This window comes from Azoarcus indigens, assembly GCF_004361735.1.
Lineage (GTDB): Bacteria > Pseudomonadota > Gammaproteobacteria > Burkholderiales > Rhodocyclaceae > Azoarcus > Azoarcus indigens.
Genome location: NZ_SNVV01000002.1, coordinates 1 through 25155, shown reverse-complemented (window position 1 = coordinate 25155; position 25155 = coordinate 1). Strand labels below are relative to the sequence as shown.

At 67.8% G+C, this 25155-nt stretch carries 16 protein-coding genes and 1 pseudogene; 10 read left to right on the top strand and 7 right to left on the bottom strand.

Going from position 1 to position 25155, the window contains the following annotated elements:
- Positions 1 to 61 precede the first annotated feature (61 nt).
- From C7389_RS02985 to C7389_RS02970, 4 genes are all read left to right on the top strand, one after another.
- Positions 62 to 868 (top strand): transporter substrate-binding domain-containing protein, encoded by an 807-nt coding sequence (locus C7389_RS02985; protein ID WP_133588242.1) that lies wholly within the window; start codon positions 62 to 64, stop codon positions 866 to 868.
- A 178-nt stretch (positions 869 to 1046) separates the two neighbouring features.
- Positions 1047 to 1715, top strand: coding sequence for an amino acid ABC transporter permease (locus C7389_RS02980; RefSeq protein WP_133588240.1), 669 nt, complete (start codon positions 1047 to 1049; stop codon positions 1713 to 1715).
- A complete protein-coding gene (locus tag C7389_RS02975; protein ID WP_133588238.1) occupies positions 1715 to 2368 on the top strand; it encodes an amino acid ABC transporter permease in 654 nt (217 codons plus the stop codon). Before C7389_RS02980 ends, C7389_RS02975 begins: the two co-directional genes overlap by 1 nt.
- Entirely contained in the window at positions 2355 to 3089 is a 735-nt protein-coding gene (locus C7389_RS02970; protein ID WP_133588236.1) for an amino acid ABC transporter ATP-binding protein, read from the top strand. Before C7389_RS02975 ends, C7389_RS02970 begins: the two co-directional genes overlap by 14 nt.
- Before the next feature lie 492 nt (positions 3090 to 3581).
- On the opposite strand, the gene C7389_RS02965 is transcribed toward C7389_RS02970, so the two are convergent.
- The 4 genes from C7389_RS02965 to C7389_RS02950 all read right to left on the bottom strand — a co-directional run bounded on the left by C7389_RS02965 (position 3582) and on the right by C7389_RS02950 (position 14478).
- Entirely contained in the window at positions 3582 to 4337 is a 756-nt protein-coding gene (locus C7389_RS02965; RefSeq protein WP_133588234.1) for a SapC family protein, read from the bottom strand.
- 69 nt (positions 4338 to 4406) lie between these two features.
- Positions 4407 to 11957 carry a two-partner secretion domain-containing protein gene (locus C7389_RS02960; protein ID WP_133588232.1) on the bottom strand — a complete coding sequence of 2517 codons (7551 nt, stop codon included), beginning with the start codon at positions 11955 to 11957 and terminating at the stop codon, positions 4407 to 4409.
- A 28-nt stretch (positions 11958 to 11985) separates the two neighbouring features.
- Positions 11986 to 13524 (bottom strand): ShlB/FhaC/HecB family hemolysin secretion/activation protein, encoded by a 1539-nt coding sequence (locus C7389_RS02955; RefSeq protein ID WP_133588230.1) that lies wholly within the window; start codon positions 13522 to 13524, stop codon positions 11986 to 11988.
- Positions 13525 to 13812: 288 nt separating this feature from the next.
- The gene (locus C7389_RS02950; RefSeq protein ID WP_168977688.1) at positions 13813 to 14478 is read right to left on the bottom strand and encodes a response regulator transcription factor; all 666 of its coding nucleotides are present in this window, start codon (positions 14476 to 14478) and stop codon (positions 13813 to 13815) included.
- A gap of 172 nt (positions 14479 to 14650) precedes the next feature.
- On the opposite strand from C7389_RS02950, the gene C7389_RS02945 reads away from it, so the two are divergent.
- From C7389_RS02945 to C7389_RS02930, 5 genes and pseudogenes are all read left to right on the top strand, one after another.
- Positions 14651 to 16705 carry a sensor histidine kinase gene (locus tag C7389_RS02945; RefSeq protein WP_211168494.1) on the top strand — a complete coding sequence of 685 codons (2055 nt, stop codon included), beginning with the start codon at positions 14651 to 14653 and terminating at the stop codon, positions 16703 to 16705.
- 99 nt (positions 16706 to 16804) lie between these two features.
- Positions 16805 to 17281, top strand: coding sequence for a tellurite resistance TerB family protein (locus C7389_RS02940; RefSeq protein WP_133588228.1), 477 nt, complete (start codon positions 16805 to 16807; stop codon positions 17279 to 17281).
- A 111-nt stretch (positions 17282 to 17392) separates the two neighbouring features.
- Positions 17393 to 17506: pseudogene (locus tag C7389_RS25835) on the top strand (hypothetical protein); the annotation flags it as partial.
- 94 nt (positions 17507 to 17600) lie between these two features.
- Positions 17601 to 17927: a response regulator gene (locus C7389_RS25290; RefSeq protein WP_246034602.1), complete on the top strand. Its 327-nt coding sequence runs from the start codon at positions 17601 to 17603 to the stop codon at positions 17925 to 17927.
- Between the two features lie 730 nt (positions 17928 to 18657).
- Complete coding sequence (locus C7389_RS02930; protein ID WP_133588227.1) at positions 18658 to 19641, top strand: arsenic resistance protein; 984 nt, start codon at positions 18658 to 18660, stop codon at positions 19639 to 19641.
- Between the two features lie 63 nt (positions 19642 to 19704).
- On the opposite strand, the gene C7389_RS02925 is transcribed toward C7389_RS02930, so the two are convergent.
- The 3 genes from C7389_RS02925 to C7389_RS02915 are packed head-to-tail and all read right to left on the bottom strand — an operon-like array spanning position 19705 to position 23618.
- Positions 19705 to 20829 carry an ABC transporter ATP-binding protein gene (locus C7389_RS02925; RefSeq protein ID WP_211168492.1) on the bottom strand — a complete coding sequence of 375 codons (1125 nt, stop codon included), beginning with the start codon at positions 20827 to 20829 and terminating at the stop codon, positions 19705 to 19707.
- A 10-nt stretch (positions 20830 to 20839) separates the two neighbouring features.
- Complete coding sequence (locus tag C7389_RS02920) at positions 20840 to 22564, bottom strand: ABC transporter permease (protein WP_211168491.1); 1725 nt, start codon at positions 22562 to 22564, stop codon at positions 20840 to 20842.
- Between the two features lie 28 nt (positions 22565 to 22592).
- Positions 22593 to 23618, bottom strand: a complete 1026-nt coding sequence (locus tag C7389_RS02915; RefSeq protein WP_133588223.1) for an extracellular solute-binding protein — start codon at positions 23616 to 23618, stop codon at positions 22593 to 22595.
- Between the two features lie 901 nt (positions 23619 to 24519).
- On the opposite strand from C7389_RS02915, the gene C7389_RS02910 reads away from it, so the two are divergent.
- Positions 24520 to 25047: a tetratricopeptide repeat protein gene (locus tag C7389_RS02910; protein WP_211168490.1), complete on the top strand. Its 528-nt coding sequence runs from the start codon at positions 24520 to 24522 to the stop codon at positions 25045 to 25047.
- Positions 25048 to 25155 lie beyond the last annotated feature (108 nt).

Here is a 25155-nt window from a genome sequence, read left to right as displayed (position 1 = left end):
CGCAGACCGCAGCACAGCCCGCAATAACCCACCTCTACCCACTTCCTCCCGGAGATCCGCCATGACCACTACCCGCCGCCCCTTCCTCCGCAGCCTCTGCGCCCTCGCCGCCGGCCTTGCCGCCAGCGCCACCCTGGGCCTGGCCAGCGCCCACGCCGACGTACTCGCCAACGTGCACAAGAACGGCACGCTGCGCGTCGCCGTGCCGCAGGATTTCCCGCCGTTCGGCAGCGTGGGCACCGACCTGAAGCCGCGCGGCTACGACATCGACATGGCCAACCTCATCGGCAAGGAACTGGGCGTGAAGGTGGAGCTGATCCCGGTGACCAGCACCAACCGCGTGCCCTTCCTCACCACCGGCAAGGCCGACCTGGTGATCTCCAGCCTAGGCAAGAACGCCGAGCGCGAAGCGGTGATCGACTTCTCCACCGCCTACGCGCCCTTCTTCAACGGCGTGTTCGGCCCCACCGACGTCAAGCTGGCGCAGGCCGGCGAACTGGCCGGCAAGACGGTGGGCGTGACCCGCGGCGCGGTGGAAGACCTGGAGCTGACCAAGATCGCCCCGGCCAGCACCACCATCAAGCGCTTCGAAGACAACAACGCCACCATCTCCGCCTACCTCACCGGCCAGGTGCAGTTCATCGCCACCGGCAACGTCGTCGCCGCCGCGGTGAATGACATGACCAAGCTGCGCCGCCTGGACGCCAAGTTCCTGATCAAGAACTCGCCCTGCTACGTCGGCATCGCCAAGGGCGAAACCGCGCTGACCGCCAAGGTGAACGAGATCATCGCCAAGGCGAAGCAGGACGGCAGCCTGGACGCCATCGCCCAGCGCTGGCTGAACGCGCCGCTGCCGAAGGACCTGTAAGCGCTACCGCCCCGCCGCCGCCCTCGGCGACCGCGGCGGGGCAGCCGCCTTGCATTCCTGACGCCCTGCTCGCCCCGACCCGACGCCCGCGCGAAGGCAACACCGCACCGGCGCGCCCCCTCCCCACAGCGCCCCGCGCAGCCACGAGCCGCCCCGGCGCCGGCCATGGAGACCCTGGATGGCCTATCAGTTCGACTTCGCCCCGGTACTGCAGCACAGCGACCTGCTGCTCACGGGCGCCGCCTTCACCCTGGCGCTGACCGCCGTCGGCGCGGTGCTGGGCATCGGCCTCGGCATCGTCGGCGCGCTCTGCCGCGCCTGGAAGATCAGCCCCTTCGACCGCCTGTTCGGGCTGTACGTGGAGGTGATCCGCAACACGCCCTTCCTGGTGCAGCTCTTCTTCATCTTCTTCGGCCTGCCCTCGCTGGGCGTGAAGATGACCGAGTGGCACGCGGCGGTGCTGGCCATGGTGATCAACCTCGGCGCCTATTCCACCGAGATCATCCGCGCCGGCATCCAGGCCACCCCGCGCGGCCAGATCGAAGCCGCCTCCTCGCTGGCGCTCACCCGGCTGCAGACCTTCCGCCACGTCGTGCTGCGCCCGGCGCTGACCCGCGTGTGGCCGGCGCTGGTGAGCCAGGTGATCATCGTCATGCTGGGCTCCTCGGTCTGTTCCCAGATCGCCGCGGAGGAACTCACCTTCGCCGCCAACTTCATCCAGTCGCGCAACTTCCGCGCCTTCGAAACCTACTTCGTCACCACGGCGATGTACTTCGTCATGGCCCTGCTGATCCGCCAGCTGCTGATGCGGCTGGGCCAGCGCTTCATCGTCGGGAGGCCGCGCTGATGTTCGTCCAATTCACCACTTGGGACATCGTCCGCAACCTGCTGGAAGCCGGCAGATGGACGCTGGCGCTGTCGCTGATCGCCTTCGTGCTCGGCGGCCTCGTCGGCCTCGCCATCCTGTTCGCCCGCATCTCCAAGAACCGCCTGCTGCAGGCGCTCACCAAGGGCTACATCGAGGTCTTCCAGGGCACGCCGCTGCTGATGCAGCTCTTCATCGTCTTCTTCGGCCTGTCGCTGCTCGGCGTGGATGTGTCGCCCTGGATCGCCGCCGCCGTCGGCCTCACCCTCTTCACCAGCGCCTACCTCGCCGAGATCTGGCGCGGCTGCGTGGAGTCGGTGCCGCGCGGCCAGTGGGAGGCCTCCGCCAGCCTGGCGCTGTCCTACACCCAGCAGATGCGCTACGTGGTGCTGCCGCAGGCGCTGCGCATCGCCATCGCCCCCACCGTCGGCTTCTCGGTGCAGGTGGTCAAAGGCACCGCGGTGACGTCCATCATCGGCTTCGCCGAACTCACCAAGACCGGTTCCATGCTGGCCAACGCCACCTTCCAGCCCTTCCTGGTGTTCGGCCTGGTCGCCGCCGGCTACTTCATCCTTTGCTACCCGCTCTCGCTGTACGCCAAAAGCCTGGAGAGGAAATTCCATGTCGCTCGTTAAGATCACCGGCCTGCACAAGCACTTCGGCGCCAACCACGTCCTCAAGGGCATAGACCTGGAAGTCGCCCAGGGCGACGTCGTCGCCCTCATCGGCCGCAGCGGCTCCGGCAAGAGCACCCTGCTGCGCACCATCAACGGCCTGGAAACCATAGACAAGGGCGAGCTGGTGGTGGATGGCGCCGCGCTGCACGACGGCAAGGGCGACCTGCGCGCCCTGCGTCAAAAGGTCGGCATGGTGTTCCAGCAGTTCAACCTCTTCCCCCACCTCACCGCCGGCCAGAACGTCATGCTCGCGCCCACCGTGGTCAAGAGCACCTCCAAGCGCGAGGCCGAAGACATCGCCAAGGAAATGCTGCTGAAGGTCGGCCTCTCCGACAAATTCAACAGCTTCCCCGACCAGCTCTCCGGCGGCCAGCAGCAACGCGTCGCCATCGCCCGCGCCCTGGCGATGAAGCCCAAGGTGCTGCTGTGCGACGAGATCACCTCGGCGCTGGACCCGGAACTGGTCAACGAAGTCCTCGCCGTCGTCCGCCAGCTCGCCAGCGAAGGCATGACGCTGATCATGGTCACCCACGAAATGCGCTTCGCCCGCGACGTCGGCAACAAGCTGATCTTCATGCACCAGGGCCGGATACATGAAAGCGGCGATCCGAAAACGGTATTCGCCGCGCCGCAGACACCGGAACTGGCGGGCTTCATCGGCGCGGTGCAGGAAGCCTGAAGGCAGTTGTTCCGCTGAATGCAGATCGGGCCGCGGCGAGGAAACTCGCCCCGGCCCGATTGCTATTGAAGAACGCCAGCCGGTATCCCAGCGCCCCGAGATTGATCAGTCCCTCATTTCGCCTGCGACATCGGATAAATCAGGTAGCGACAAAAAACGTCAGTACAACTCGCGATCAGCGTGGTGAACAAGAAAACCCGGGAAGCTTCAGTAGATGAGCCTAATGAGCGCCAGGATCGCTGAGGGGGACCGGAACCCAGTTTTCATTCGGTTGCTGGACGGACAGTCAGGTGGAGCCAAAAGGCTCTTCAAAAACCGGTTAAGCATAGCCCATATAGCTATCCTCCCGAGATGGATCACGGCGCGAGCCTGCCGCTGGGCGGTGTCGGACGATGCAGCCGAATTGCGGACATGAAAAACGGGCCTTTCGGCCCGTCCGCGTTCAAGCACCCGCTTCATCACAGCCGCCCCCATCGGGGGTCGCCACGTCTTTCAGCCCAGGTCCAGCAAGCGCCCCAGGTTGTCCAGCGAGAACATCTGCGCGTACAGCCGGCCCAGGGTGCCGGTGCGGATGAGCATGCGCAGGTCGTCGGCGCGCAGCTTGTCCAGGCGGCCTTCGTCGCCGCGGAACAGGCCGGTGATGTTCATGGTGTCGCCGCTCTTGCTCACCGCCTGGGCGGAGAACGGTACCAGCAGGCCGAACTTGCTCAGGGTGTCGCACATGCGGGCGGTGCGCAGCAGGTCGGCCTCGAATTCCTGGGTGAGCTTGAGGCGCTCTTCCCACCAGGCTTGCGGCTTGCCGGATTCGTCTTCCAGCGCGCGGCCGCCGTCGCCTTCGGCCAGCGCGCCGCGTTCCACGCACACCACGCGCTCATCGCGCTGCTGGCCGTTGTCGGTGACGGAGGCCATGCAGAAGGGGTAGCGGCGGACGTAGGCGGGCACATACCAGCCTTCGCGCCAGCGGCCGGCGTCGTCCACCAGGCGGTTTTCGCCCTGGCGCAGGCCGAGCAGCGCGATGACGCCGAAGCGCTTGCCATCCGGCGTACCGCTGAAGGCGATGGGGTAGTCGCGCGCGGCGCGGCCCATTTCGCTCATGGAAATCGGCACCGCCTGCACCTTGCGCAGCGCGGGTGCGACGATGCCGTCCTCGACCGCCACGCGGTGCTGCTTCAGCAGCGGCACGATTTCGCCGTAGGCGAAGGGCGGCGTGACCTTGACGCCGCCGCTGGCGGCCTGGGTTTCACTCATTGTTCATCTCCTCGAAAAAAAGACCGCCCCGTTGCCGGGGCGGTCCTGCTGCGACTTGCGGGCCGACGCTCAGTTCTGGCCGCGGTTGCGACGGTTCTCGTCGTCGTCCGCGTTGGCGCCACCACCCTGCTCACCGCCACCGTTCGCGCCGCTACCACTGCCCGCGCCGTTCTGGCCGGCACCGGCAGCGCCGCCATAGACGCCCATGTTCACACCGTCGCCCGCGAGGAACAAGTTGCCGCCCAGCGGCGTGGTGCCTTCCGGCGGGATGCCGGTGGTGACGAGCGCCAGCGTGGTGTCCGGCGCCCTGCTGACGGTATGCAGCGAGTTGTCGGTGCGATCCACGTAGCGGTCGATGCTCACCTTCTCCGCACGCGGCACGTAGATCGCGGTGCGGCCGTTCGGCACGCTCCACGGGCTCATACCCTGGTCGTGGTAGTAGGTGATGCCGGTGGTGTCGAACACCATGGCGGTGCTGGCCAGCACGATGTTGCTGGAACCGGCGACGTGGATGTCGGCGGTGTGCTGGGTCACATCGGTCCAGTTCGCCATGTCCGGGATGCACCAGTCGGAGCCGTTCGCCCAGTTGCTGCGGTCGAAGCTGCCGCCGATGCGGATCTCGGCGCCGTAGCCGGCGAACTTGTTCAGCGTGCCGGTGGTGTAGTTCACCCCGATGATGGCGTCGTGGTCGCGGGCGGAGTTCACCCCGATGATCTTATTGGTGCTGAACGGCGCCAGCTGCACGCGGCCGTTGCCCTGCGACAGCTCGGCGGTGCCGCTGTAGTTGAGCTTGTCGGAGACCAGCACGATGTGGGCTTCCTCGTTGGCCGAGTCGGCCTTGGACACGAGCTTGCCGGTGACGATGAGGTCGCCCGCGGTGGCGAGGCCGATGCCGGCGCTGCCGCCGACGGAGTGGGCGGTGGTAACGCCGTTCACCGCGATCCTGCCGGCATAGGCAGCCAGGGTGGCGTCGCCGTTGCCAGCGGTGCTGGCAGTGACATTGCCGTCCAGTTGGACCTGCGCCTTGCAGCAGTCGCCCGCCTTCATGTAGATGTCCGCGTCACCCGCGTTGCTGCCCAGGCTTTCCGCCACAACCGTGGCGCCGGAGGCCACCTTGATGTGGGCGGTTTCGCCGATGGTGATGAGTTGGACATGGGAGTTGCCGCCGTTGGCGCGGGCCAGGACATTGCCGCTGACTTCGATTCCGGACTGGGCAGCCATGCTCAGCGCGGCAGTACCGCTGCCGGCAAGCGCTGCGGCATTACCCAGCAGCACGGAACCAGCCACTGCGCCGAACCCGACTTCAGCCGCGCCGGTGCCGCTGTTGGTCGCGCTGAGGTTGGCGCTACGGGTATCGACATTGCCGGTGTAGGCGACGCCGCGAATCGCGCCCTCCTGCCCCTGGGCAATCACCACGCCAGTCCCGTTGAACACCAGGCCATTGGACGCCAGCGCCGAGACACGGGCGGAGGCGCCCAGGCTGCGGACGTCGAAGTTGGCCACACGAACCTGTCCGCCAGTAACGTTCAGCGTCGCGTCGTACTGCGTGGCCAGCAGCGTCTGGGAGCCGCCCAGGTCGATGCCGGCGAGAGTGCCGCTGCCATCGATGATGAGTTCGGCACTCCGGCCGGTAACGCCGATGGTGCCGTTGGCGCCTTGGGTGAGCGAAGTGACGATGTCGTCGATGCTGACCTTGGCCTGGGAGCCTTGCGAGGAGGCTTGCACCGCGCCGTTGAGCGTCAGCCGGTTGGCATCGTCCAGCGTCACGAATGCACCGCCGGTGGAAGAAGTGGCGAGCAGCTGGCCACCCTGGGCGACCGTGATGTCGCCGCCCTGCGGCACCAGAGTCACCTCGGCGCTGCCCGACAGTGCCGCCGCCTTGACCAGGCCGGCAACCTGCACACCGGCACCGCTGAGGGTCACAGAGCCGATGTCGCCGTCGGCGACGATGCTGCTGGCGGCGCCCTGCGCCACCCCCGTGGTGCCAGTGATGCTTACCTCCGCGCTGGCGAGGGCATTCGCCTCTACATCGCCATTGATGGTGGCGTTGCCACCGGCGGCCAGCGTCACCGAAGCATTGCCGGTGGGCGCGCTGGCGCTGATCCCGGCGCCGTTGCCAACCAGCAGGTTGCCGGCGGCGGTGACTTCTACCACCGTGTTGCTGGCGGTACCGTTACCGGTGACATTGACTTCATCGACGAAGCTGACGTTGCCGGCGTTGCTGATGACCGTGAGCTCGGCGAGGCCGTTGGCGCCAGCGGCAGCCAGATCCACCTGCCCCAGCGCGACGTTGCCATTCGCATCCACCGCCATGCTCACACCCGCACCATTGCTGGTGCCGGTGTTGGCGACGTTCAGCGTGGCGGCGCTGGCGTCGAGCGCGCCCACGGTGGCGATCGACAGCAGGGCGCCGGTGCTGCTGGCGCTGTTGCCGCTCACCGTGCCGGAACCATCCAGCACCAGCGTGCCGGCGGCATTGTTGCCGCTGATGAAGGCGGAAGCAGTGCCGGAAGCGCTGCTGACTTCGAAGCCGCCCACGCTGCCGGAAGCGCCGATCAGGTCCAGCGTGGCGGAGCCGCTGGCGGCCACCGCCCGGAGCGTGCCATTCAGATCGAGCACGCTGTCGCCGGCGTGCACCTCCAGCAGGCTAACGGTGGCGCTTTCGGCGCGCAGCGCGCCGGCCGCGCCCTGCGAAAGCGTGCCGCCATCCGCTTCGACCGAGAGCAGGGCGCCGTTGTTGGTCGAGTTCGCCCACAGCACGCCATCGAGCACGCCGCCCGTGGCCGAGCCGCTGGACAGGGAAGCAAAGCCGTGGCTGTTGGCCAGCACCAGTGCATCCGCGAGCACGTTCACGCTGCCGTCGGCGGAGCCGAGGGAGACGGTGGCGGTGCCGCCGGTGGCGAGCGAGGTGGCGGTCACTTCGCCGCTCACCGTCAGTCCATCCGCGCCGGACAGGTTGACGGTGACGGCGCCGTTCGTGCCGTCACTGCTAACGCTGAGGTCGCTGATGGTTGCGGTGCCGGTGGCGGCCAGCGTTGCGTTCGCATGGGCGGACGACAGCGTGCTCTGGTTACGCACCTCCAGGGAAGCCGCGGAGGTGTCGAGGTCGCCGGCCACGCTGGCGGACAGCCCGGCGAAGGTACCCACGCCGTTGCCGTAGACGCGGCCGATGCCATTCAGCGTCAGATCGCCACTGGTGGTGGTGAAGCTGGCCGAGGCCGCGCCATGGTCGGAGCTGACGGTGAAGTCGGTCACCGTGGCATCGCCGGCGCTCAGGATGAGGCCGGCGGTGGAGCCGGAGCCGGTGGCGCCCGCGGTCGTCACCGTGATGTCGTCCAGGGTCACAGAGCCGCCGGCCGTGATCTGGGCCCGGGCGGCGGTGCTCGCCGTGGTCGAATTGTTGCTGACGGCGATGACGGCGCTGGAGGCATCCAGACCACCGGCAGCATTCACCACCAGCGCGGCGCTTTCGCCGGCGGTAGTCCTGTTGCCGGTCACCGTCAGGGAATCGGCCAGGGTCAGCGTGCCATCGGCGTCCTGGGTGGTCAGCGTGGCAGTGGCGGTGCCCGCGGAGGCGGTGCTGGTGAGGACGTCCACCGTGCCGGAGCCCACGTTCATCGCCAGGTTGGCACTGGTGCCGCCCAGCGCCTGCACGCTGCGCAGATCCACCGAGCCGGTCGCCGCGGTGTTCACGTTGGCGGTCGCGGAGGCAGCCTGGGCGCGCGCCGTCTTGCCGGCGAGTTGCACGATCTCGCCGCCGGCATTGGTGCTGTTCAGCGTGACGGTGGCGGCGGACACGCCGGTCGCCAGCACGTCTTCATTCAGCGTCAGCAGGTTGCCGCCGCCCACCACGGTGGTGGCGCTGGCCTGGTTGGTGATGCTGGTCGCATCGCTGCGGACCACCGCGTTGATCTCGGTGGCGCCGTCGCTGGAGAGCTGGACGGAGGCGCTGGTGCTGCCGAAATTGTCGCCACCGACAGCGGTCGCGTTGCTGGTGCTGCCGGAGGTGGCGCTGATGACGTCGTTGACGGTGAGGTTGCCGTCGCTGCTGATGGTGATGCTGGTGGTGGCGTTGCCGGTGTAGGCGCCGTTGGAGGTGCCGTTGTAGCCGACGCTGTTCGCCGTCGCCGTCACCGTGTTGTTCAGCAGGAGGTCGCCGCCGCTCGACATCTGGATGACGCCACTGGTGATGGTGGTGTAGGGGTAGTTGTAGTACGGGTAGTAGGGGCCGAGATGCCCGTAGCTGGCGGCATCCACATCCACGGTGGTGGTGCCGTTGATGGTCATGTCGCCGCCGCTGGCGAAGGTGATGGAGGCGTTGGTGCTGGACCAGTCGCTGGTGTTGCCGGCGCCGTCCGCCACCGCGCTGGTCGCGCCGTTGACGGTGAGGTCACGCCCCGCATCGACATCGATCACCGCGGACACAGCCGACTCGGAGCGCACCGCGTCTTCCAGCGTGATGTCGCCATCGGTCGTCTGCAGTGCAATGCGGCTCAGCGAGTTGTTGGTGCCGGCGGCTTCATGGGCGGTCAGCGTGCCGGCCACGGTGATGTCGTCCAGCGCGGTACCGGTGAGCTGTGCATTGTGGCCGGCGGCGACGCTGATGCTCTGCAGCAGCAGGCTGCCGGCGGAGGCTTCCAGCGTGGCATCGGCATCGCCGGCGGTGTAGCTGTTGTTCACCGTGATGCTGGTACCGGGGGCCTGCACGACGTTGCCGTCCAGACTGGTCAGGGTGAGCGCCACCGGATTGGTGCTGTCGCCGCCGCTCACCGTCACGTTGCCGTTGACGTTGATGTTGCCGCTACCGCTGTTGCCGCCGTTCTGGCCGGCAGTGACGGTCATGGTGGCGCCGGCCAGCGCGGTGTTCAGCGGAGTGAACTCGGTGAAGCTGGCGGAGGTGTTGCTGTTGCCGTTCAGCGTCACCGCCTGGTTGTCGCCGGAGCTGATGGTGGTGGTGGCGGTGGAACGGGCGGCGGCCCAGCTCCTGCTGAAGCTGTCGCTGTAATTGACCTCGCGCGCGCCGCTGACGGTCGCGCCGACGTTGCTGGAGTCCTGGTGGCCCCAGTTGGCGTCGGAGTACGAGGTGGAGCCGGTGCTGGAGCGATTGACGATGGCGACGTCCAGGCCGTTGGTGGTGACGCTGCCGCCCGCGTTCACATTCAGCGACGCGGTAACGCCCGTCTGCCCGCTGTAGCCGAGCTGGGTGGAGGCACTGTCGCCATGGCTGTCGGTCTGGTTATTGGGATACGGCGAGTAGCTGGCGTTCAGCGGAGGATCGTTGTAATTGAAGCTCCATACGTACTGCCCGGTCGCAGAACCTTTTACGTTGTTGATCGTGGTGTCGTAAGAAGTGCAAGTGGGGTTGCAACCGGTGGAGACGGTCTGGGTGCGCGTGGTGTAGTTGTACTGCAACACCATGTCGTTCCAGGACTCGACCTCGCCGTAGGAGGCGGTGGCGTAGCCGTCGGCCTTCACCGTGGTCAGGCCACCCAGGCTGACGTCGCCGCCGGCGGTCACGTTGGCGGTGGCGGTGGCCGCCGTCGGGCGCCAGAAGTTGTGCGTGGTCGAGGTCGCGGTCTGGAAGTAGCCGCCTGCGTTGCCGCCGGTGAAAGCGGTGTTGTTGTCGGTGGCCGTCACCGTGGTGGTGCCGCCGACGCTCAGGTTACCGCCCGCCGCCACGTTGAGGGAGCTCTCGATCTTGTGATCGCCCTGGTCGACCAGGGTCCAGGGATCGCTGCGGTCGGCATAGGTGCTGTAGTAGCTGGTGGCCGCGCTGCCCGGGGTCGTGTAGTTGTAGTGGTAGTAGCCCACGCCGGTGGCGCTGGAAACCAGGTTGCCGGTGATGTTCACCGCGCCGGCGGCCTGCAGGTCCACCGAGGTCTTGACGCCCGCGGCGGATGTATTGCTGACGATCAGGGAAACGTCGCCATCCACCGTCAGGTCGCCGGTGGTGGCGTCGGCGTTGATCGCGTAGGCAGCGTTGCTGCCGTTCGCCGCGCTGTTGGCGACGGTCAGGTTGCGGGTGGCGATGCTGCCGGCGGTGAGGTCGATGTTGCTCTTCGACGTCAGATTGCCGACGTCGATGGTGCCGACGCCAGCGCCCGCGCCCACGGCGTTGCCATCGGTGACGGACAGCACCAGGTCGCCGCCGATGTTGATGGTGTCGCTCTTGTTCTGGAAGGTGATGCTGCCGGTGGCGCCGTTCTGCGCATTCACCGCCAGCGTCAGGCCAGCGGTGCCGGTGCCGGTGAGTTCGCCGTCGCTCAGCGCTTCCATGGTGATGGAGGCGGTGTTGCCGGCGCCGGTGTTGCTGGCCTGCAGCACCACGTTGCTGGTGCCCGCCAGCGCGGACTCCAGGTCGGTTTCGTAGAAGGTTGCAGCGTCGCCGGTGCCGCTGCCGCTCTTGATAGTGATCTCGGTCGGATCGACCAGCAGCCAGCCGGCGGTGCCCGCCACCGCGGTCAGATCCAGCAGGCCGCGGTAGACCACCTTGTTGCCGGACAGCTCGACGAAGCCGCCATTGCCGCCTTCCGCACCGCCCTTGCCGACGATGGTCGCGCCACTGTTGAAACGGTTGGTGCCGTCGGCCCAGGTGTAGACGCTGCCGGCGCTGGAGTTGCCGGTGGCGGCGCCGCTGATGTCGATCACGCTGCCGGCGGCATGCACGATGTCGCCATCGGCCACGATGTCTACATGGCCGCCCTTGGCGCCGGCCTGGGCGGAGACGTCCACCTTGCCGGCGTTGGCCACGCTGCCGCCCTCGCCCACCAAGTAGACGATGCCGTCGCGCTCGACGGTGCTCTGGGCCTGCACCAGGCCGGTGTTGTTCACCACCATGGAGGCGAGGTCGCCCGCCACCTTGGCGGTCATGATCACCCGGCCGCCGTTGGCGAGGATGCTGCCGGCGTTGTCCACGCCGGCGAGGTGGGCCACGGTGGCTTCATCCACCGCGTAGCGCACCAGGCTGTTGCCTTCCAGCTCCAGCGTCAGCGCGTTGCCGGAGGCCAGCAGTGCGGTGCCCAGCTGGGCATCGACCACGCCGCCGCTGGCGTTGGAGACATAGTCGCCGGCCAGTACCACGTAGCCGCCGTTGCCGGCGTTGATGGTGCCGGCGTTGACTACTTTGGCATCGGTGCCGCCCTTGACGAAGCGGTAGTTGCCGGCGAGGAAGTCGGCGTCGCTGATATTCAGCGTGGTGGCAACGATGCCGGCCACGTTAACCACCGCGCCAGCGCCGAAGAAAATGCCGTTGGGGTTCACCAGGAAGACCTGGCCGTTGGCGGACAGGTTGCCCAGGATGGAGGACGGATCGGCGCCCACCACCCGGTTCAGCGCGATGGCGCTGCTGCCCGGCTGGATGAACTGCACGTAGCCGTTCTGGCCGATGGAGAAGCTGTCCCAGTTGATGATGGCCTTGCCGGTCGTCTGCTGGATGACGGTATGGTTGGCGTCCGGCGCGGTGATGGTGGCACCGCCGGAGACGACGTTGCCGCCGGTGGGCATCTGCGCGAAGGCAAGCGCCGGGATGGCGGCGGCGACGCCGGCCAGGGCCTGGGTCACCGGGTTCAGGCGAAAGACGCGGACGGCCGGGTGGGTTTCTTTTTGCATGTTTGTGCTCATTGCGGAATTCCTTGCGGTCGTGCGCGCGTCAGAACGCGCCGTTGAGGCTCACCCAGAGACGACCGTAGTTGCGGTCGTCACCCGGGTCGGTCGACGTGACGGGCACGGCGGCCATGATCTGGGCGTTGAAATGCTCGCTCGGCTGGATGGTGAAGCCGACGCCGACGCTGGCGAGGTTGCGGGCTTCGGCAGTGCCGGCGGCGGCGTACTTGCGCGCGGTGCGGCCGCCATCGACGAAGGCGGAGACGAAGCCGGGGGCGGTGCCCAGGCTCACCCGGTAGCGCGCTTCCACGCTGCCGAAGATGCCGCGGTCGCCGAGCACGTCGGCGGCCGGGTAGCCGCGCACCGAGGTCGGGCCGCCGAGGCTGAACTTCTCGGCGTCGATCAGCGCATCCGGCGACCACAAGCCGGCCCCGGTCAGCTTCAAGTCCCAGTTGGTGGCGAGGGGCATCAGGTGGGTGGCCTCGCCCTCGATCTTGAATTTGTGGGCGTCGTTGCGGGTGCCCTTGTCGCTGTCGCGGAAGTTGCTGCTCACCCGCATGCTGGCGGCGGAGTAGCTGAAGTCGTCGTGGATGCGGTTCCAGGCCACGCCCAGTTCCAGCACGGTGACTTCGCTGTCGGACAGGCGCAGGTCGTCGGTGTATTGGCGGCCGGAGAAGCTGCGTACCGCCACGGTGCCGAACAGGTTCTCGCGCTGGCTGCGCAGGAAGGGGTGCAGCACGGTGGCGGAGGCGATCTCGCTCTTGCCGTTGAGGTCGAGGTCGCGCAGATCGCCGCCGATGCGGTAATCCACCGTGGTGTAGCTGAGCGCCAGGCGGGTGCCGTAGATGTTCAGCGGCAGGCTGTAGCTGGCGCCGTACAGGCGCAGCAGGCCGCCGTCGGAGTAGCTGGTGCGCACGCCGATCTGGTCGCCGATGCCGAAGGGGTTGTTCAGCGCCAGGTTGGCGTCGATACGGCCCTCGCCCACTTCCTTGCGGCCGTAGTTGTTCAGGCTGACCTGGCCTTCCACCGGCTTGTCGTCCACCTGCACCGCCAGGTTGGTGCCGCCGTAGAGGGCGCCCTGGGTGAGCACCGCGGAGGCGCTCACGCCCGGCAGGTCGTCGATGGCGAGCATGCGCTCTTCCACCGCGTCCAGCTTCACCGGCTTGCCGATCAGCGGCGCGGCCCAGCGTTGCAGCAGGGATTCGCTGTAGGTTTCGTTGCCTTCGAAGGTGACCGAATCGGCACGGCCTTCGATGATCTCTATGGTCACCGCGCCGCCTTCCACCTTCTGCGCCGGCAGCACCGCGCGGGCGACCGGGTAGCCGCGCTGGCGGTAGTAGGCGGTCAGTTCGTCGGCCACCTTCTGCAGTTCGAAGAGGTTGTAGGACTTGCCGACGCGCTCGGCGATCACGCCCTGGAGTTCGGCGGCGTCGATGGCGGAGTTGCCGGTGATCCTGAAGCTGTTCACCGCGAAGCGCGGCGCGTTCGGATCGAGGTTGCGGGCGCCTTCGGCCGGCGTCACCTGCACCGGCGCATCGCGTCGCGGCTGGGGAATCTGCGGCGCCTCCTTGGGCACCGTTTCCATGATCGCGCCGGGCGTCAGCGTCGTTTGCGCCTGCGCCAGGCCAGCTCCCAGGCTACCGAGCGCCGCAGCCAGCACACCCAGGCGACATCCCACACTCCTCGACTTTTGCTTCACAACGAACCTCTCGCCCTTTCCCGATCCGCCGGGCAAGAGGCAGGATTCAGGAGATTGTTAACAAACGGTGGGCGATTGTAGGAAGCGGGTCGGGGCGAAAAGCTGTCAACTCCTTACATGAGGCGTGCTAAATCGAGCAGCAACGTAAACAAAGTGGGAGGGGGAGATCCGCCTTCAAACGCTTTCGATGAGTTCGGCGGTGAGATAGCCGCGGCCGTGCTCGGTGCGGATGGGCAGTTCGTGGCCGGCCTCCTCGCGGCAGCGGCGGCGCAGGCGGCTCACCAGGGTGTCGAGGCGGCGCAGGTCGTAGGAGAACCAGTCCTCGCCGAAGGCTTCCACCACTTCGCGGCGGGTCACCACACGGCTGCCGCCGCGGGCGAGCAGCGCGAGGAAATCGAATTCGCGGTTGGAGAGCACCAGCTTGGCGTTGTCCGGCGCGTACAGGCAACATTCGTGCGCCACCAGCCGCCAGCCGGCCGGCAGGCGGCGCAGCAGCGCAGCCACGTGGGCGCTCAGTTCCGGCAGCTTCACCGGCTTCACCAGGTAGTGGTCCGCTCCGCCCTGCAGGCCGGCGATCTTGTCGTCCACCGAGCCGCGGGCGGTGAGCAGGATGATGCCGGTGGTGGGCGAGTTGCGGCGCAGGGATTCGGCCACGGCAATGCCGTCGCCGTCGGGCAGCCCGCGATCGATGATCGCGATGTCCAGCCGGGCGCCGGCAGCCGCCAGCTCGAAGTCGGCAATGGAGCCGGCAGTGAGCACGGTGTGGCCGGAAGCGGACAAATGGGCCTCGAGCTCTTCACGGAGATCGGTTTCGTCCTCCAGCAGCGCAAGCAAAGCCATGGGCAGGTGTCTTCCTTGTAGTAATCGTGGTTTCTCGGCCGATAATACCTGCCCTGCGGCGACGGACGGCCATTCCGCCCGGCCACCGCGCGCCTTCGGCGTCCTTCCCGGCTCCTTTTCCCCGTCTTCTTTCGTCCCCTACCACCGTCGCGCACCCCGCCCTCCACCGACGATGCCCTCCGCCCTGCTCCGTTTCCTGATGCTGTTCTGCCTGCTCGCCACCCTGCCCGGCGGCGCCAGCCTCGCGGCGCCGGGGGAACGCGCCGGGCAGATCCCGCTGGACGGGCATATCGAGATCCTGCGTGACCCCACCGGCCAACTCAGCGTGGAGGAAGTGGCGCGCCAGCCTGCCGCGCTGCGCCCCACCTCGCCCACCTTCAACCTTGGCTACATCCCGGACGCGGTGTGGCTGCGCCTGCGCCTGGACGGCATAGAGGAACTGCCCCGGCTGCTGCTGCTGGAGGTGGATTTCCCGCTGGTGGACGACGCCCGCCTCTACCTGCCGCTGGCGGAAGGCGGCTTCCGCGAGCTGCGCCGGGGCGAGAACGTGCCGGCGGATGAATATCCCTACCGCCTGCGCAACCCGGTGTTCCAGATCGAACTGGAAGACGGCCTGCTCGACGGTGCGCCACCCACGCTCTACCTGCGGCTGGCCTCGCGCAATTCGCTGGCGGTGCATCTGCGGCTATGGGAGCCGCTGGCGCTGCTGGACTCCAGCAGCACCATCTCCGGCCTGCTGGGCACCTTCGTCGGCATCGCGCTGGCGCTGTGCCTGGCCGCCAGCTTCGTCTGGTATTACACCCGCAACCCGGCCATCGGCTGGTACCTGGCTTATGCGCTGCCCAGCGCGTATTCGGTGATCCACAGCCTGGGGCTGTCCACCCCCTTCTTCCGGGTAGACCTGGCGGACACCGGCGACGCCCTGCTGGGCATCTCCATCGCCCTCTCGCTCGCCGCCGGCGCCTCCTTCGGCGTGCGTCTGCTCAACATGCGCAACTACTTCCCCAATGCCGCGCGCATCTACGAGTACAGCTCCTGGACCGCGGCGGCGCTGGGCTGCATTGGCTTCGCCCTCGGCGAGTTCGGCCGGGTCATGCCGGTGATACAGGCCGGCGCGGTGCTCAGCATCACCTTCATGCTGAGCGCGGCGGTGCGGCTGGCGGTGCGGCGGGTACCGATGGCCGGGCTCTATCTCTTCGCCTTCGCCATCCTCTACGGCGCCATCTACGGCCGCCTGCTGATGAACCTCGGCCTGCTGCCCAGCCATCCGCTGTTGGAGCATGGCTACATCGTCGGCGCCGCCATCCACCTGCTGCTGCTCAGCATCGGCTTCGCCAAGCGCTTCCACGACCTCCAGGTGGAACACAGGGAAGCGCAGCGCGCAGCGCTGGAGGCGGCGCTGTCGGCGGAGGCGACGCTGGAGCGCCGGGTGCGGGTGCGCACCCGCGAGCTGAACGAGGAAATCGCCCACCGCCTGGCTACCGAGCAGGCGCTGCGCGAGAGCAAGAACCGGGTGGAAACCGCGCTGCAGGTGGAGCGCCAGGCGCGCGAGGAACAGCATGAGTTCCTGATGATGGTGTCGCACGAGTTCCGCACCCCGCTCGCCATCATCGACGCCAGCAGCTACATGCTGCGCGGCACCCAGGCTAACCTCTCGCCGGACAACCTGCGCCGGGTGGACAAGATCCAGGCCGCCTCCGACCGCATGGCCGACCTCATCGAACGCTTCCTCAGCAACGAACGCATCCTGATGGAGGAGCGCGAGCTGCAGCCCAGCACCTTCCCGGTGGACCGCTTCGTCGCCGACTCGCTGGACGCCATCGACCCGCAGCGCGAGCGGGTGGAGGTGGAACTCGCCGGCGCGCCGGAAACCCTCACCAGCGACCGCAGCTACCTGCGCATCGTGGTGGACAACCTAGTCACCAACGCCCTCAAGTATTCACCGGCCGGCGCCAAGGTGGGCCTGCGCATCGCCAATGGCGACAGCACGGTGGAGATCAGCGTCACCGATGCCGGCCCCGGCATCCCGGAAGCTGAGCAGGCCAACGTCTTCCTCAAGTTCGTGCGCGGCCGCAACGCCGGCGGCACCGCCGGCGCCGGGCTGGGGCTGTACCTGGTGAAGCGCATCGTCGGCCGGCTGGGCGGCAGCATCACCCTGGAAAGCCAGCCCGGCGCCGGCACCACCTTCACCCTGCGGCTGCCGCTGGCCGCGCCGGCCGCGCACTGAGCCGCGCCGGGAACCTCACGCCGGGGTGGCGCGGTCTATCGAACGCCGCCGGCCCTTCCCCGCCGGCGCCTCCTCCCCCACAGCCCCCAACGGAAAACGATGCTACGCAACCTCAAGGAACTCTTCGCCAGCCTCACCGAAACGCCTGCCCGCGACCAGGGCGGCCCCTCCGAGCACACCCTGCAACTGGCCACCGCAGTGCTGCTGATCGAGGTGATGCGCACCGACGCCACCATAGACCGCGCCGAGCGCGAGACCACCGTGGCGGTGCTGCGCGAGCAGTTCGGCCTCAGCGACGACGAACTCGAACGCCTGCTGGAGCTGGCCGGCGAGAAGGCCAGCGAGGCGCCGGATTTCTACGCCTTCACCTCCCAGCTCAACAAGGGCTACGACGCCGCCGAGAAGGTGCGCATCGTCGAATACCTGTGGCGGGTGGCCTTCGCCGATGGCCACCTCAGCCACCACGAGCAGCACCTGCTGCGCAAGATCGCCGACCTGCTCTACCTCAAGCACGGCGACTACATCGCCGCCAAACAGCGCGCCCGCGAGGCGCTGGGCATGCCGCCGGCGCAATGAGGGCGGCGTCCCCCGCGGCTCAAAACAAATCCATTACAAACCCGCTTGACACAGGCGCGCCAGCGAGCCGGTAAGAAACCGCCCCTGTCCACGCCCGACCACATCCCCGTCGTGGGCGACGATCCCGCGATCCGCGAGCTGCTGTCCGACTACCTCGGCGCCGCCGGACACCACACCCACACCGCCACCAACGGCGAGGAAGTGATGCGCATCGCCGAAGGCTGCCGCATCGACCTCATTGTGCTCGATCTGATGCTGCCCGGCGAAGACGGCCTCACCCTTGCCGCGACCTGCGGGTGCGCAGCAACGGCCGGCCATCATGCTGAGCGCCCGCGGCGCGCTGCTGGACCGCATCGTCGGCCTCGGGATGGGCGCGGACGACTGCCTGCCCAAGCCCTTCGACCCGCGCGAACTGCCATCGCGCATCAAGGTCATCCTGCGGCGGGCGCGCAGCATGCCGGTGAGCGGCGAGCTGGACAGCCCCCCATTCCGCGCTTCGCCGGCTGGCGGCTCGGCACCCACTCCGCCAGCTGCACCTGCCCGCCGGCCCGGTGATAGGCCCCGGCGGCTCGGACCACCGGGTGCTGCACACCGTGCTGCCCCCAACCGCACCCTGTCGCGCGACCTCCCGGTGGATCGTGTCTAGGGCAAGGAGCGCAGCCCCTTCGACCGCGCCATTGACATCCGCGTCAGCCGCTTGTGCACGCACCTCGAAGATGACGGCCCGCCGTTTGGCCATCACCGGCCCGGTGGAAGTGCGCACGACCGCCAGCCTTCAACCTCATGCAGCAGCGCCTGCTGGCGGACATCGAGGAATCCGGCGGCCAGGTCAGCACGCCGGCCACACCCGCGCTCCAGTGCGCGGCCACGCCGGCAGCCCGCCTGCCCGTGCCCCGAAACCCTGGCGCAACGCTGACCCGGACTCACAAGCGCCGCAGTCTTCTCTCCCTCCCCAGGGAGGGGAATCGGGGGGAAGGGAGCGGGGCCTTCGGAGCCCACGCCCAGCCGCCCCTGAGGGGGCACCCCCTCTCCCCCTCTCCCGCGAGGGGAGAAGGAGAAACCCAGGGAACCTTCACACGGGCGTCCTTTGCAGGCCCCTCTGCTCAAGCCTCTCCCGCAAAAGGAAAGGGGCGCGTGGCTGCGACCATGCCCGCTTTCGAGGCCAGCGATGATCCCGGCCCCGAATGGCGGCACTCGGTTCTTTCCTCTTTCCCCGGCAACCGGCCTGCGTCGCCCGATACTCGAGAAACCGGAAAAGCGCCTTCACCGGCCCACCCCGTCGCGCTCCGCTTGCCGCAGCGCCGCATAGTCCCTAGATTCGGCCTTCCCCCAACACGCTGCAGGCCGCACACCCGCGGCTCGCGCACGAAAAGAACATGTCCCTGCAGCGCCTCACCCTCGAACGCCGGCAAGTCTGGCTCTACCTGCTGGCCATCGCCGCCGGCCTCGCCCTCGGCAGTGTTTTCCCTGCCGCCGCGGGCGGCTTCGAATCCCTGCTCTGGCCGGTGCTGGCCGTGCTGCTGTACGCCACCTTCGTGCAGGTGCCGCTGCTGGAACTGCCGGCTGCCTTCCGCGACCACCGCTTCACCGCCGCCGCCCTGCTCGGCAACTTCGTGCTGATGCCGCTGGCGGCCTGGGCGCTGGCCCAGTGGCTGCCCCCGGAACCGGCGCTGCGGCTGGGCGTGCTGCTGGTGCTGCTGATGCCCTGCACCGACTGGTTCATCACTTTCACCCAGCTCGGCCGCGGCGACGCCAGCCGCGCCATCGCCATCACGCCGGCCAACCTGCTGCTGCAGTTGATGCTGCTGCCCTTCTACCTGTGGCTGATGCTGGCTGGCGAGACAGCCGCCGCGCTGGGCGGAAGCGCGGTGCCGGCGACCGCGCTGCTGTTGATCGTGGCGCCGCTGGCGCTGGCGGCCTTCACCGAACGCTGGGCGCAGGCGCGGCCGACGGGTGCGGCACTGCGCGATCGCCTCGCCTGGTTCCCGGTGCCACTGCTGGCGCTGGTGCTGCTGTTGATCGCGGCGGCCCAGGTGGGCGCGGTGCGCAGCGCCCTGCCGCTGCTGCCGGTGGTGCTGCCGGTGTTCCTCGCCTATCTGGCGCTGGCGCTGCTGGCCGCCGCCGTGATCGGCCGCGCCTTCAGCCTGCCGGCCACGCGGCGGCGCACGCTGGCCTTCGGCTTCGGCACCCGCAATTCCTTCGTCGTGCTGCCGCTGGCCCTGGCGCTGCCGGCCGGCTACGAGGCGGCGGTGGTGGTGATCGTGTTCCAGTCGCTGGTGGAGCTGTTCGGCATGGTCGCCTTCCTGCACTGGGTGCCACGCTTGTTTACCGGGGATGAAGCCGCACGCGCGCCTTCCTGAGGCTCACCCGCCCCGGCCCGCGAAATCCGCCCAAGCCTGGGGCCTCGCAGCCCCCCTTGCGGCTCAGGCCTCCGCCTCCGGCGGAAACACGAACACCCCGTCCGGATACAGCCCCACGGGGAGATGGCCGCTCGCCGCCGGGCAAGCCGCGCTGGGCATCTGCGCCTGCCAGCACACCGTGCCGCCCCTTCCATCCGGCAAGGCCAGCGTCAGCTGGGAGTAGGCGCCCAGCATGTGGGCCTCCACCACCTCGGCGACAAACCCGCCAGGTGCGCCGGCCGCAAGCGGATGGATGGCCTCCGGCCGCAGCAGCACTTCGGCCGGGGCGCCTTCCGCCAGGCCGGGCGCGGCGATCTCGCCCAGCGGCGTGGCCACCCGGCCGCCGCGCACGCTGCCGCGGTAGCGATTCACCTCGCCGAAGAACTCAGCGGCGAAGGGCGTGGCCGGCTGGCGGTACAGTTCCGCCGGCGAGCCGGCCTGCAGGATGCGGCCGGCGCGCATCAGGGCGATGCGGTCGGCCATGAACATCGCCTCGTCCGGGTCGTGGGTCACCATCACGCTGGCGACGCCGCCCTCCTTCAACAAATGCCGGGTTTCGGCGCGCAGGTGGTGGCGCAGGCGCACGTCCAGATTGGAGAAGGGCTCGTCCAGCAGCATCAGCCGTGGTTGCGGCGCCAGCGCGCGGGCCAGGGCGACGCGCTGCTGCTGGCCGCCGGACAGCGCATGCGGCGCGTCCTGCGCGCGCTCGGCCAGGCCGACCCGCGCCAGCATCTCCAGCGCCCGCGCGCGGCGCTGCGCCGCCGGCCGGCCGGCGAGCCCGAAGGCGACGTTGTCCACCAGGCTGAGGTGGGGAAACAGGGCGAAATCCTGGAACACCATGCCCACGCCACGCTTCTCCGGCAGCACATGACGGCGAGCGTCGGCGATCACCTCGCCATCCAGGGCGATGCTGCCGCGCTGCACCTGCTCCAGCCCGGCCAGCAGCCGCAGCAGGGTGCTCTTGCCGCAGCCGGAGGGGCCCACCAGGCAGAGGATTTCGCCGGGCGCGAGGCTGAGCGAGACGTCGCGCAGCACGCCGGCATCGCCGAAGCTGTGCCACAGGCCGTCGGCGGCAAGCCGGTAGCCATCGCCGGCGCGTGCGGTGGCGGAAGACGGACGAGCGCTGAAAGGAAGATCGGGCATGTTCATCGGGAGAGTCTCATACCGAGGGCACCGCCGCCGCGGCGCCGGCCTGAGGCGCGGTGGCGCTGCCCTGCCCCACCCGCGCCAGCAGCACGATGGGCAGCAGCCCGGCGAGCACGATGAGCAGCGCAGCGATGGCGCCGCTCTCGTAGGTGCCGCGGGCGGCCTCGCCATAGAGGTGGGTGGCCAGGGTTTCGAAGTTGAGCGGCCGCAGCAGCAGCGTGGCCGGCAGTTCCTTCATGCAGTCGACGAAGATGAGCAGCATGGCCGCCGCAATCGCCGGCCAGCCCAGCGGCAGATGCACCCGCCACGCCACCCGGCCGGCGCTGGCGCCCAGCGAGCGCGCGGCATCGTCCATGGAATGCGGAATCTTGCTGAAGCCGGCCTCGATGCCACCGCTGCCCACCGCCAGGAAGCGCGCCACATAGGCATAGGCCAGCGCCGCGCCGGAGCCGGACAGCAACAGGCCGGTGGAAAGACCGAAGAGGCGGGTCGAAGCGGAGTCGATGAGGGCATCGAACCACGCCAGCGGCGCCAGCAGACCGATGGCCAGCACCGTGCCGGGTACGGCGTATCCCAGGCTGGCGCAGCGCACCAGCGCGTTGGCAAAGGGCGTGCGCGCCAGCCGCAGGGTGTAGGCCAGCAGGAAGGCCAGCGCAGTGGCCGCCAGCGTGGCGATGGCGGAGATCAGCACGGTGTTGAAGGTTTCGCGCAGGATGGTCTGCTCCAGCCCGGCGTAGCGAAAGCGCCTGGCCGCCTCCACCACCAGGTAGCCCGCCGGCACCAGGAAACCCAGCAACACCGGCAGCGCACACACCGCCATCACCAGCAGGCCGCTTCCGGCGGACAGCCGCCGCGGCGCCAGCCGGGCCGCCTGCCGGGCGCCGGCGGCGTAGCGCTGGCGCCGCCGCGCCCAACGCTCCAGCGCGATCAGCGACAGCACCACCGCCAGCATCACCAGCGCGATCTGCGCCGCGCCAGCGAGGCTGGAGCGATTCACCCAGGTCGAATAGATGGAGACGGTGAAGGTGCGCACGCCGAGGAATTCGGCGGCGCCGATGTCATTCAGCGCCTCCATCAGCGCCAGGCTGGCACCCACCGCGATGGCCGGCCGCGCCAGCGGCAGCGCAACGCCGAAAAAGCAGCGGAAGGGGCCGGCGCCCAGGGTGCGCGAGGCGTCTATCAGCCCGCTGGCCTGCATCTGGAACAGCGCCCGCGCCGGCAGATAGACGTAGGGATAGAGCACGAAACCCAGCAGCAGGACGCAGCCCCACATGGAGCGGATGTCCGGCAGGCGGAAATCCCGCGGGTTGCTGTAGCCCAGCAGCTCGCGCAGGCCGGTCTGCAGCGCGCCCACCGGGTGCCACAAGTCCAGGTAGGCGAAGGCGACGATGTAGGTCGGCACCGCCAGCGGCAGCAGCAGCGCCCAGCCCAGCACCCGGCGGCCGGGAAAATCGTAGCCGGTGACCAGCCAGGCGGTGCCGCTGCCCACCAGCACCACCAGCACGCCCACGCCGGCAAGCAGGACCAGGCTGTCGCGCAGCGCCTGCGGCAACACATAGGCCAGCAGATGCGGCCACAGCTCACCGGAGCCCTGCAGCGCGTGGCCAGCCAACGACAGCATCGGCAGCAGCACCAGCGCCGCCACCAGCGCGCAAATCAGCAGCCAGCCGGCGCCCGCACCGCCGGCACGGAAGAAAAAAACGCCGCGCCGCGAGGGCACCACGCTTTCACGGGCCACGGCGGCTTGCCCCGCCGTGGCCAGCGCCTCAGTTGTCGAAGCCAACCTTGTCCACCAGCAGGCTGGCCGCCTTGCGATGCTTGGCGATCTCCACCAGCGGCAGCGCATCCACCTTCAGCGTGCCGATCTTGCCGATGATGGGATCGACCGCCGCGCCCTGCTTCACCGGGTACTCGAAGTTGGCCTTGGCGTAGATGGCCTGGGCCTCGTCGGACACCAGGAACTCCAGCAGCTTCACCGCCTGCTCCTTGTTGGGCGCGTGCTTGGCAACGGCGGCGCCGGACACATTCACGTGGGTGCCGCCATTCTTGAAGGTGGGCAGCACCACGTCGATGGCCTCGCCCCACTTCTGCTGCTCCGGCCCGCCCGCGCCACTGCGCATCAGGCCGACGTAATAGGAATTGGCGAGGCCGAAGTCGCACAGCCCGCCCATGATGTCGCGCGCCACCTCGCGGTCGCCGCCGCCCGCCTTGCGCGCCAGGTTGGCCTTCACGCCGCGCAGCCAGTTCTCCGCCGCCGCCTCGCCGTCACGCGCGATCAGGTGGGCGATCAACGCGGTGTTGTAGGGATGCTGGCCGGAGCGCAGGCAGACCTTGCCCTTGTACTTCGGCTCCGCCAGTTCCTCGTAGGTGAAGCTCGAAGGCCCGCCCTTCACCTCGTACAGCGTGCGCGCACGCATAGACAGCGCAAACCAGTTGCCCGCCGGGTCGCGCAGATTCGCCGGCACCGCCGCCTCCAGCGCGGCGGACTTCACCGGCTGGGTCACGCCCTTCTCGGTCATGTCCACCAACGCATTCACATCCACCGCCATCAACACATCCGCCGGCGACCGCGCCCCCTCGCTGGCCACCCGCTCCGGCAGCCCATCCTTCATGAACACCGTATTCACCTTCACCCCGGTCTTCGCGGTGTAAGCCTGCAACAACGGCTGAACCAGCCCCGGCTCGCGGGTGGTGTAAAGGTTGATCTCCTCGGCCACGGCCGCTCCGGAGAAGAAGGCACTGACGCAGACGGCGCCCAGCGTGGCGCGACGGAACAGTTGCACGGCTTTCATCAAGGTGTCTCCAACGTTGTGCGGGAAGCGGAAGCTCAAAGGCCGCCATCAGACCGAGCGGAACGCGAAAGTTCAACTTAATGATAATTGTTGTTAAGTATATTGACAGGGTTGGTGACGAAGGTGAGTCGTCATCCGGACAGCGGAGCACCCATCTGCCGTGCGGAAACAGGACCGTCGGCCGCTGTTACACTCCATCCGTTCAGCATGGAGGCTCTGGGCGCGCCAACCCGGCGATGCTCACTTGCCGGGTTTCACTCCAGATTTAGCGCTGTGTATAAATTCGGGAATGGATAAAACCATCTATATACCAAGGCCTTACGCTCGCGGGGCTGGCTGGGTTATACCGCAAGCTTAAAGATGAGCCCGCGGGTTTGCGGGCTAAAACACGTTGGGCGTCATAGGTTAAGGGAAGATGAACATGCCTGATGAGCTCCGAGGTAGTTGGGTATCCTGCATATGGAACTTTGACGCAGGGCAAGGGCATCCGCATCCCGGAAGTGCAGGTAATTTTCCGGTCGAGTGGGCGGGCGGATGTGTTGCAGAGTGCGTAGATCAAGATGGCGATTACCTCGTTCTCGCGCATCAATCAGGGCCGGTGCGGGTTGTTCCCTTCTCGGCAAAGAAACTGCCGTATGCTCCGCTCTTCAGCGTGGGTCAAAAACTGGCTGTCAGGGCCGGGAGCAAGCACTCTTTTCATACTGCGTCCCTAAAGTCCCTGAGCTGGCATTTCAAAGAAGGAGCCTACGGTTACATTCTGCATGGGAAGAGCACGCGTTATCAGGGATCAGAACTCGAATCAGTGGAGTGATAAATGCCCAACAACTCAATGAAGCCGACGCCGGTAAGCGCTGGAGCCTTTTCGTGCCGTTGTGGCGGCGCGGCTTATCGAGAACGTTAGGTGGCTATGGAACATTTTCGAAAACTACTTCTGGTTGTGGCGTTCGCCGTCGCAACGCTCACTCCCCATCTTCTTCGAGCTCAAGAAATGGAATTATCGGACGCGGTTTACGAACGAATCACTCAACTCTCCAAGGAGGGCGACGACCTTGCGGACAACGGCCGCTTCCGCGAGGCCGTAGAGAGGTACCTGCAAGCGCTCGAACTCGTGCCAGACCCGAAGACTGACTGGGAGGCTAGTACGTGGCTTCTTGCAGCTATTGGCGACGCAAACTTCAATTCGAAGAACTACGAACACGCTAGCGCCGCGCTAAATGACGCCATGCATTGCCCAGGAGCAATCGGCAATCCGTTTATTCACCTTCGCCTTGGCCAGTCACAGTTTGAGCTTGGCAATATAGATCGGGCAAACGATGAGCTTGCCCGCGCCTATATGGGTGCAGGCAAAGAAATATTCGCGAATGAAGACCCCAAGTACTTTGCGCACCTCAAGACGGTGCTTCGTCCGCCAGCGAATGGCGAGTGGTAGCCACCTAACCATTCATATATGGCCTCCCCCATGAATCAAGACAGATCGTGTTTTTGACTTTCCGGGTTGAATCACCTGCAGTCGTATATCCGGCATCTGTGGTGGGTT

What these genes read in the sequence shown, in the direction of transcription:
- C7389_RS02965 (WP_133588234.1), bottom strand. Translation starts at nt 4,337, where the DNA reads ATGAGTGAAACCCAGGCCGCCAGCGGCGGCGTCAAGGTCACGCCGCCC.
- C7389_RS02955 (WP_133588230.1), bottom strand. Translation starts at nt 13,524, where the DNA reads ATGGAAACGGTGCCCAAGGAGGCGCCGCAGATTCCCCAGCCGCGACGC.
- C7389_RS02980 (WP_133588240.1), top strand. Translation starts at nt 1,047, where the DNA reads ATGGCCTATCAGTTCGACTTCGCCCCGGTACTGCAGCACAGCGACCTG.
- C7389_RS02960 (WP_133588232.1), bottom strand. Translation starts at nt 11,957, where the DNA reads ATGAGCACAAACATGCAAAAAGAAACCCACCCGGCCGTCCGCGTCTTT.
- C7389_RS25290 (WP_246034602.1), top strand. Translation starts at nt 17,601, where the DNA reads ATGCTGAGCGCCCGCGGCGCGCTGCTGGACCGCATCGTCGGCCTCGGG.
- C7389_RS02975 (WP_133588238.1), top strand. Translation starts at nt 1,715, where the DNA reads ATGTTCGTCCAATTCACCACTTGGGACATCGTCCGCAACCTGCTGGAA.
- C7389_RS02925 (WP_211168492.1), bottom strand. Translation starts at nt 20,829, where the DNA reads ATGAACATGCCCGATCTTCCTTTCAGCGCTCGTCCGTCTTCCGCCACC.
- C7389_RS02945 (WP_211168494.1), top strand. Translation starts at nt 14,651, where the DNA reads ATGCCCTCCGCCCTGCTCCGTTTCCTGATGCTGTTCTGCCTGCTCGCC.
- C7389_RS02930 (WP_133588227.1), top strand. Translation starts at nt 18,658, where the DNA reads ATGTCCCTGCAGCGCCTCACCCTCGAACGCCGGCAAGTCTGGCTCTAC.
- C7389_RS02940 (WP_133588228.1), top strand. Translation starts at nt 16,805, where the DNA reads ATGCTACGCAACCTCAAGGAACTCTTCGCCAGCCTCACCGAAACGCCT.
- C7389_RS02950 (WP_168977688.1), bottom strand. Translation starts at nt 14,478, where the DNA reads ATGGCTTTGCTTGCGCTGCTGGAGGACGAAACCGATCTCCGTGAAGAG.
- C7389_RS02985 (WP_133588242.1), top strand. Translation starts at nt 62, where the DNA reads ATGACCACTACCCGCCGCCCCTTCCTCCGCAGCCTCTGCGCCCTCGCC.
- C7389_RS02915 (WP_133588223.1), bottom strand. Translation starts at nt 23,618, where the DNA reads ATGAAAGCCGTGCAACTGTTCCGTCGCGCCACGCTGGGCGCCGTCTGC.
- C7389_RS02970 (WP_133588236.1), top strand. Translation starts at nt 2,355, where the DNA reads ATGTCGCTCGTTAAGATCACCGGCCTGCACAAGCACTTCGGCGCCAAC.